This is a genomic window from Streptomyces sp. NPDC047981 (assembly GCF_040653315.1).
In the GTDB taxonomy this organism is placed as follows: Bacteria; Actinomycetota; Actinomycetes; order Streptomycetales; family Streptomycetaceae; genus Streptomyces.
The window spans coordinates 23,351-29,950 of record NZ_JBEZNQ010000087.1 but is presented as its reverse complement, the minus strand read 5'-3'; the positions used below and the strand labels follow the sequence as shown (position 1 = coordinate 29,950).

Annotated in this window: 8 protein-coding genes; 7 read left to right on the top strand and 1 reads right to left on the bottom strand. The window is 69.4% G+C overall.

From position 1 onward, the window contains the following. Window positions 1–325 precede the first annotated feature (325 nt). From AB0E14_RS33635 to AB0E14_RS33610, 6 genes are all read left to right on the top strand, one after another. Window positions 326–673, top strand: coding sequence for a hypothetical protein (locus AB0E14_RS33635; RefSeq protein WP_362427110.1), 348 nt, complete (start codon window positions 326–328; stop codon window positions 671–673). 2 nt (window positions 674–675) lie between these two features. Continuing rightward, a complete protein-coding gene (locus AB0E14_RS33630) occupies window positions 676–1,815 on the top strand; it encodes a sigma-70 family RNA polymerase sigma factor (RefSeq protein ID WP_362427107.1) in 1,140 nt (379 codons plus the stop codon). Further along, complete coding sequence (locus AB0E14_RS33625; protein ID WP_362427104.1) at window positions 1,812–1,991, top strand: hypothetical protein; 180 nt, start codon at window positions 1,812–1,814, stop codon at window positions 1,989–1,991. The genes AB0E14_RS33630 and AB0E14_RS33625 overlap by 4 nt, the downstream gene beginning before the upstream one ends. A 539-nt stretch (window positions 1,992–2,530) precedes the next feature. Beyond that, window positions 2,531–2,704: a hypothetical protein gene (locus AB0E14_RS33620; RefSeq protein WP_362427101.1), complete on the top strand. Its 174-nt coding sequence runs from the start codon at window positions 2,531–2,533 to the stop codon at window positions 2,702–2,704. Between the two features lie 313 nt (window positions 2,705–3,017). Beyond that, window positions 3,018–3,458, top strand: a complete 441-nt coding sequence (locus AB0E14_RS33615) for a hypothetical protein (RefSeq protein WP_362427098.1) — start codon at window positions 3,018–3,020, stop codon at window positions 3,456–3,458. A gap of 248 nt (window positions 3,459–3,706) precedes the next feature. Further along, window positions 3,707–4,273, top strand: a complete 567-nt coding sequence (locus tag AB0E14_RS33610) for a hypothetical protein (RefSeq protein ID WP_362427095.1) — start codon at window positions 3,707–3,709, stop codon at window positions 4,271–4,273. Window positions 4,274–4,398: 125 nt separating this feature from the next. Here AB0E14_RS33610 and AB0E14_RS33605 read toward each other — a convergent pair whose 3' ends face one another. Beyond that, the gene (locus AB0E14_RS33605; RefSeq protein ID WP_362427092.1) at window positions 4,399–4,563 is read right to left on the bottom strand and encodes a hypothetical protein; all 165 of its coding nucleotides are present in this window, start codon (window positions 4,561–4,563) and stop codon (window positions 4,399–4,401) included. Between the two features lie 176 nt (window positions 4,564–4,739). On the opposite strand from AB0E14_RS33605, the gene AB0E14_RS33600 reads away from it, so the two are divergent. Next, window positions 4,740–6,530: a hypothetical protein gene (locus AB0E14_RS33600; protein ID WP_362427089.1), complete on the top strand. Its 1,791-nt coding sequence runs from the start codon at window positions 4,740–4,742 to the stop codon at window positions 6,528–6,530. Window positions 6,531–6,600 lie beyond the last annotated feature (70 nt).

Genomic DNA, 6,600 nt, shown 5'->3' with positions numbered 1-6,600 from the left:
CGTCGTTCTGATCGCCCACCTCCGCCGCCGCTACGCGGAGCGGCTGACCGTGTCACCGAGATGATCTCCGCCTACGGAATTCTTGCCAGAGCCACTTCGACGAGTACGCCGACACGGGGCCGCACCCGACCGCCGACATGCGGCGCCCAAACCGGGTGCCGCCCGCTTTCGGGACGCTTCTCGATGTCTTGTTCCCGCGACGGATCTCAGTGCCACCCCGGGTTCGCTGGGCTCTGCCCGGACTCCCTGAAATTCGTGTGAACCAGTCAGCCGGGTCAAGGCCTTACCGGGGTGAAGGCATACACGACAGGCTGAGGGAGCGGGCATGGTGGTTCAGATGATCCGAGCGGCGCTTTCGCTCGCAGGCGGTACCCGAACAGGAAGGGAAGGCGGCATGTGGCACACGGTCCGGATCTGGGCCGAGGGCAAGAACGCGGCAGCGTTCGAGCGGGAGCGGCGCACGACCCTGCTCTCGGCGCCGCTGGCGATTCAGCAAGGTGGGAGGATCTACGACCAGCGGGCCGACGGAAGCGTCCTGGAGATCACGGTCCCCGTGCAGCAGGAGCGGATGGACCGCATCGTCGGTGAGACCGTTCGCCACGATGGCGCTGTGTCGACGCCCGCGGAATTGCTCCCTGCTCGTCGCAACGTTCTCACCGCAGGTGGGGAGTGACCGTGTCGCTGCCCATCTCTCCCCCGCCGGCCCGGCCGTTGACGGCTCGGCCTGTCGAGCTGCCGGAAGGCATCGGGCTGTACAGGGTCCACCACAAGCGCATCTCATCGACGATGTTCAACCCCCGCCTAGCAGACCACTTCGGAGGCGGACGCTTCGACGGCACGCCGACAGATCCGTACCCCCACCTCTACGCCGCCCAGACGCCTGAGGCGGCCGTCGCGCACACCGTGCTGAAGGCAATGCCGTTCCATTCCGAGAGCGGACCGCGGCTAGTCCCACTAGCGGCGGTCGTGAACCGGCGCCTGACGCAAGTCCGGACCACTGCTCCGGTCCTGCTCATCGACCTGACGACGGCAGAGGCACTCCACGCCGTCGGGGCCTCCTCCGAACTCGTCCTCTCCGAAGACTTCGTTCGCGCACGGGCCTGGTCCTCGGTGCTTCGCCAGCACAACCCCTGGGCCCAAGGGCTCCTGTGGCCCGCGCGCTTCCACCGTCCAGACAACCTGGTGGTGCTCTTCGGGGACCGCTGCGACGGTCACATCCTCACCGAGTACGCCAACTGGCCCTTGGAGGAGCGCGTCAACGCGCTCCTGAAGGGTGTCGGGGCTGCGGTCCACCTCCCCCGCCCGCCGGCCAGGGACTTTGAGGACTTCTTCAAGTCCCACTTTCTCCAGATCTGCCGCATCCTCAACGCCCGGCAGAACGACTGGGAGCTTTCGCAGGAGGCAGCCAGCCACGCGTTCGAGATCGCGTACCGCAAGTGGCCGGAAGTCAGTGAACACCCCAACCCCGTCGGCTGGGTGGCCTACACGGGCCGGCGCATCCTGAACAAGGCGTACCAGAAGCTGGCATCCCGACCCGAGCGCCCTTTGACCACCTCGGATACACGCACGCCATGCGACGCCTTCGACCTGGCGTCGACAACGGTGGACAAGATCGCTTTGTACACCGCGATCGGGAACCTGACGCGAGACAAGCGCGAGTGCCTCGTCTTGCACTACGTCGACGGCTACCCCGTCAACGAGATCGCAGAGCTGCTGTGCATCCCTCCTGGCACGGTGAAAAGCAGGCTCAGCGCGGCCCGAAAGGCCATTGAGGAGTCACTCGGCTACGACTTCCGCGAGGGAGGCACGCGATGAAGCACGACGCCAAGAACGACGTGGCCGGGTTCGACATGACCCTGTCCGACGAAGAGGTACTCAGCCACCTGACCGAGCTCCGGCACCGCGTCACTCTGGGCTTGCCGATCCTTGACGATGACGACTACGAGGCCGCTATTGAGGAAGCGGCTGACGAGATCGCAGGGCTCAGCTGACAAGCGAGGACGCACAGCCGCCGTGAAACGCGCGCTGAAGGAGCCCCCGCCGACCCGGACCGCGCCGCCGCCGACCTCGAACGACTGAGGAAAGCCGGCCGCGTCCTCGCCAAGCAGACCCGCCTCCCCGGCACACCAGCGGGATCGCCCCCCGACCCCCGCCCCGAGGCACCCTGACGGCCGGACGACCCGGACGTGTTACCGCCGCCGCTCAGGACCGGTCACGCGGATGTGGCACAGCTGACGTCACATCTGCCGCCCACCCCCACATAACAGATACGAGGGAATCGCCCCCTACAGCCGATCGCGGCCCCATTCAAGGCCACCTGCGTCCGCAAAGACCCAGGCCAAATCCTTGAATGGGGCCTTTCGTCTGCCCATCGTGATCGGGCTTGACCGGCTAACCCCCGCCCCCGTCACAGTCCGGACCAACGCCCCGGCGTCCTCGAAGACCCTCCCAACGGCCGTGACACCGGAGGGCGTACCGCTCCGCCCAACTCCGTGTGCCTGACCGGCACACCCACTCAACAGGGGGACTCATGTCCACGCTCACGCTCCTGGTCGTACTGCTCACCATGGCCGTCTGCCTGCTCGTCCTGGCCGCACTCGGCTACCTCGCCTACCGGCACCCCCGCACGGCGACCCCGCTCATGGTCATGGGTGCGTTCGCCGCCGCCCTCGCGGGCACCCTCGCGATCGTGGCGGCGCTATGACACCCCCGGCGCCGCCCCATCACCCTCTGACTGCCGGACCCGCGCCGGGCTCCCTCGATCAGGTTGTCCGCTCCCCGCTATCGTCACGGCAGCCAGTGCCGGTATGGAGTGTGCGGGTCAGGCCCGGCGCCCGAACCTCTGGGGGCAGTACCGCCGGGCCGCCCCACATCGTTGGTGGCGTGTGACGTCTTCCCCGCTCCCCGGAGCCCCTGGCCCCTGCGTGTCCGCCCCACCCATGTGCCGTCTGTGCGCGGCGGCGACGGACCCCGCTGGGCCGTCGTGGTCAGTGCTCGTGCCGTACGGAGGCCGCGGCGTGCCCGGCCGGCGCGGTGGCCTCGGTCTGCCGGCCCGCGCGGCGACGTTGTGCGAGCCGTGCCGTACAGGGCGCCCCGGGCGCAGGTCGGCCGACCTGCTGGGCGTGGACGTGGCATGGCGGGTGCTGGCGGGCCGCTGCGAGGCCCTGATGGACGATTACAGCGTCGGCCGCTGGACCCCCTCCCTGCACGAGCTGGATGTGGTGGAGGGGCTGGCCCGTACGGCACGGTCGGAGACGGTGATGACCGCCGCGCACGAGGCGATCGCGTGCGTGAGGGGTGGACGGCTCGCTGGCCCGTTCGCGGACGCCTCCACCGTGCTGCGTGCGGTTGACGGCACCGACGAGGCGCTGCGGCCGCTGCGGGTCTTCGTCGACGTCCTCGCGGACGACGCGCCCTTGGCAGACCCCACCGAGAAGGTGTACGCCCAGGCCCTTTGAGAGGCCCGGTCAGGATGATCACGGGTTCGACGGCTGCGGCGATCTCGCGGAACCCGGTGGCCTTGACGGTTGCGCCGGCCCCTGTCGGGCGGTCCGAAGCGGCCCCGGCTTGCGCCGGATCGGGTAGTGGTGGCGGCTTGAAGTGGCCCCGGATGTTGGGGTGACTTGGCTCCGCCAGATCTGTCGTCGTCCTGTGCTGGGAGAATCAGCTGATTCGAATGCAGCGAGCGAGATGACCGGAGGAGCGAGTGACTGCTCAGCAGCCCTTTGATGAGGCTCCGGTGACGGTGGCCACGGACGGCGGAATGCTCGTGCTGTGGGATCCGCAGCGGTTCGAGGCCGTCGTCGACTACGACACCTGGGAGGACGAGCTCCTGGAGGACGAGGACATCGTCCGGCATATCCAGGCGGGCGCTCTTGTTCCGCTGAACGTCGGCGGAGACGGCGCGTTCGGTGTTCTGCTCCGTTCGGGCACTGCGGCCGCGCCGGCCCGGCTGACCGAGCGGGAGACAGCTCATCAGCTGGTCGCTTCCCAGCCCTACCTGTTCGTCTCCCGCGGTCGCGCGCTCGTGGGTGGCATCGAAGACGTCAGCAGGGACGACCCGGATGGCGCAATTGAGTACCCCGTCCCTGAGGGCCACCATGCAGTGGTCGTCCACTTGATCGACTGGCAGGCTGAAGCCGGCAGCCAGGACGAGGCCGGGCGACCCGTTCCGGGAGCCCTGCCGGACTTCGTGGTGCTGATCAATCCTGCCCAGCCCGGTCAGGGAGCCTTCCGGACTGCAGTGAACACGTTCGAAGCCCCGAACGGCTGACGTCGGCCGTGACGGTCGGGGACCGGCCGCCTGCCTCAGCGACCTTGCGCGCCCGTATCCGCCGCTGGGGGCCTCCAGGACAACCGGGAGCGGGATGTGTGCGGTCCCCGGTTTCGCATGTGCGGCTACTCGTTCTTGGAGCCGGCGCCGGCGACGAGGGCGATGAGGACGAGGACGGCGGTGGCGAGTTTGATGACGTCGGCGGCGGGCCAGCCCTGGTTGAGGGCGAGGACGAGGACGGCGGTGAACGCGGCCGCCCAGGTGCGGCGGGAAGGGTTCGGGGCGGGCATGCGGGCCTCCTGAGTTCGGTGATCGGGCTGGAGACCAAGCTGACGGGGGGTGAGAATGTCCGCATGGGGCGATCAATGAAGGCCCAGGCGGCTGGTGGTTGATCGCGGACAACGGCCACGTTGTCCGGAGGGCGATGCGCGTTACGGGGGGCGGGATGGCGCAGGCAGGGCGGCCGATGAGCGAGCTCCGGGGCCGTACTGAGGAGGCGAACGCGCTCGCGGTCTGGATCCGCAAGATCACTGCTGGGGTCCAGGTGCGGGTGCTGGCGGAGACGTTCCCGTACTCGAAGTCGGTGTGGAGCGAGTACCGCAACGGCGCCAAGCTCATCCCCGAACAGTTGCTGGACGACGTCGTCGACAAGCTCGTGGCCGACACGGAGTTGCGCGAGCGTCAGCGGGCCGAAGGGCGCCGTCTCCTGGACGCCGCTCAGAAAGCGGTCCGGCGGCGGCCGACCGGGCGGCCGGCACGCCGGGAGCAGACAGGTCTGCCCGACCGGCCTTCGATGCCGGCCGGTGTCGCCGATGTCCTCTTACGCCTCGACGACGCCCGGCTGCAGCAGATCGAGGCGATGCGCAAGCTCGCCGACTCCGAGAAGCGCTGCTCGCAGCTGCAGGAGATGGTCTCCGTCCTGCAGACGCAGTGCGCCCAGCTGACCGACGAGCGTGACCACGCCCGCGTGGAGGCGCGTGAAGCGCGGGAGCTTCAGGTCGCGCTGGAGCAGTCGGAGGCGTACCGGGCCCAGGCCGAAGGCCAGTTGCAGCACGCACGGAAGGCCTCCGAGCAGGCCTTCGAGCTGCGGCTCGCGGCCGAGGCGAAGGTGATGCGGGCGCAGGCCGAAGCCCGCCGGACCACAGGCGCTCCGCCGGGGGCCGGGAGTCTGCTGCCGCAGCCGGCGGGGATCGGGCTGGACCTGCCACCACTGGAGCGCATCGGCGAGGTTCTGAAGGCTGTGCGGGACCAGCTTGCCGAGCAGGACGAGGAGCTGGACGAACTGCGCTCGCACCTCGGCGTCGCCGAGCCCGTCGCCGAGGACTCCGGTGCCCCGAGGGTGATCACGGGGCACGTCATCGCGCGCCAGAGCGACCGTCCCGGGGACGACGCGATTGTTCGCGACGACAGCGCGGACAACATGAACAACCCCGTGACCAGCGCGGATATCACACCGGCCGCAGGACCGAGCGTCATTGTCCGGGCCTGTACCGCGGCGATGTCGCCGGCCGATCTGGGGCGGGTGCTCGACATGCTGCGGGTCCGCGCCGGCGTCAGGGACTGGTCCATCGGGCGAATGACGGCGAAGGCCAACGCCGGCCGCCTCGCGGGTGAGAGCCCGTACACGGACATCTCGCTCGGCGGGTGGCTCGACGGCAGCAGGTTTCCCAAGCAGCCCTGGGGGCTGGATGCGCTGGTGAGTGCGCTGGGTGCCGCAGAGGAGGAGAGGACTGCCTTTCTCAGCTCGTACTGGGCTGTCTCCCGGCGGGAAGCCGAGGCGTTCAAGGAGGCGTACCCGAGGATCACCCGGCACGGGGATGAGTCCTTCGAGGCCGCGTCCAGCAGGGTGGCGGAGGAGGAAGGGCGACGTGCCCGGGAAGCGGCGGATGCGCAGGCGGCCCGGGAAGCGAGCGAGAGGGCAGAACAGGCTGCGCAGGAGCGGGAGGCGCGAAGAGAAGCCAAGCGAGCGCAGGCGCGGATGAATCGCGAGCGATTGCAGGCGCGGAGGGAAGCAGAGGAAGCGGTACTCAGGAAGCTGCGGAGGGAAGCCGAGGAAGCCCGGGAGCGGAGGGAACTCGAGGAAGCGCACGCGCGGCGGGAGGCCGAGGAAGCGGCAGCCCAGGAGGCGAATGAGGAAGTCCGCGCCCGGGGGTCCTTCATCGCCAGGGCGGAGCAGATTCCCAGCATCATGGCGCAGGTGCTGCGGGAACTGCGAAGCAAGCCTCGGGCCTTGCCGGAGAGCGATCGTCCAGAGTGAGCCTGCCTCCACCAGGAGACGAGTTCGCCCCGCCGCCGCCCCCGCCGACCCGGCCACGGGCAAGCGCGGC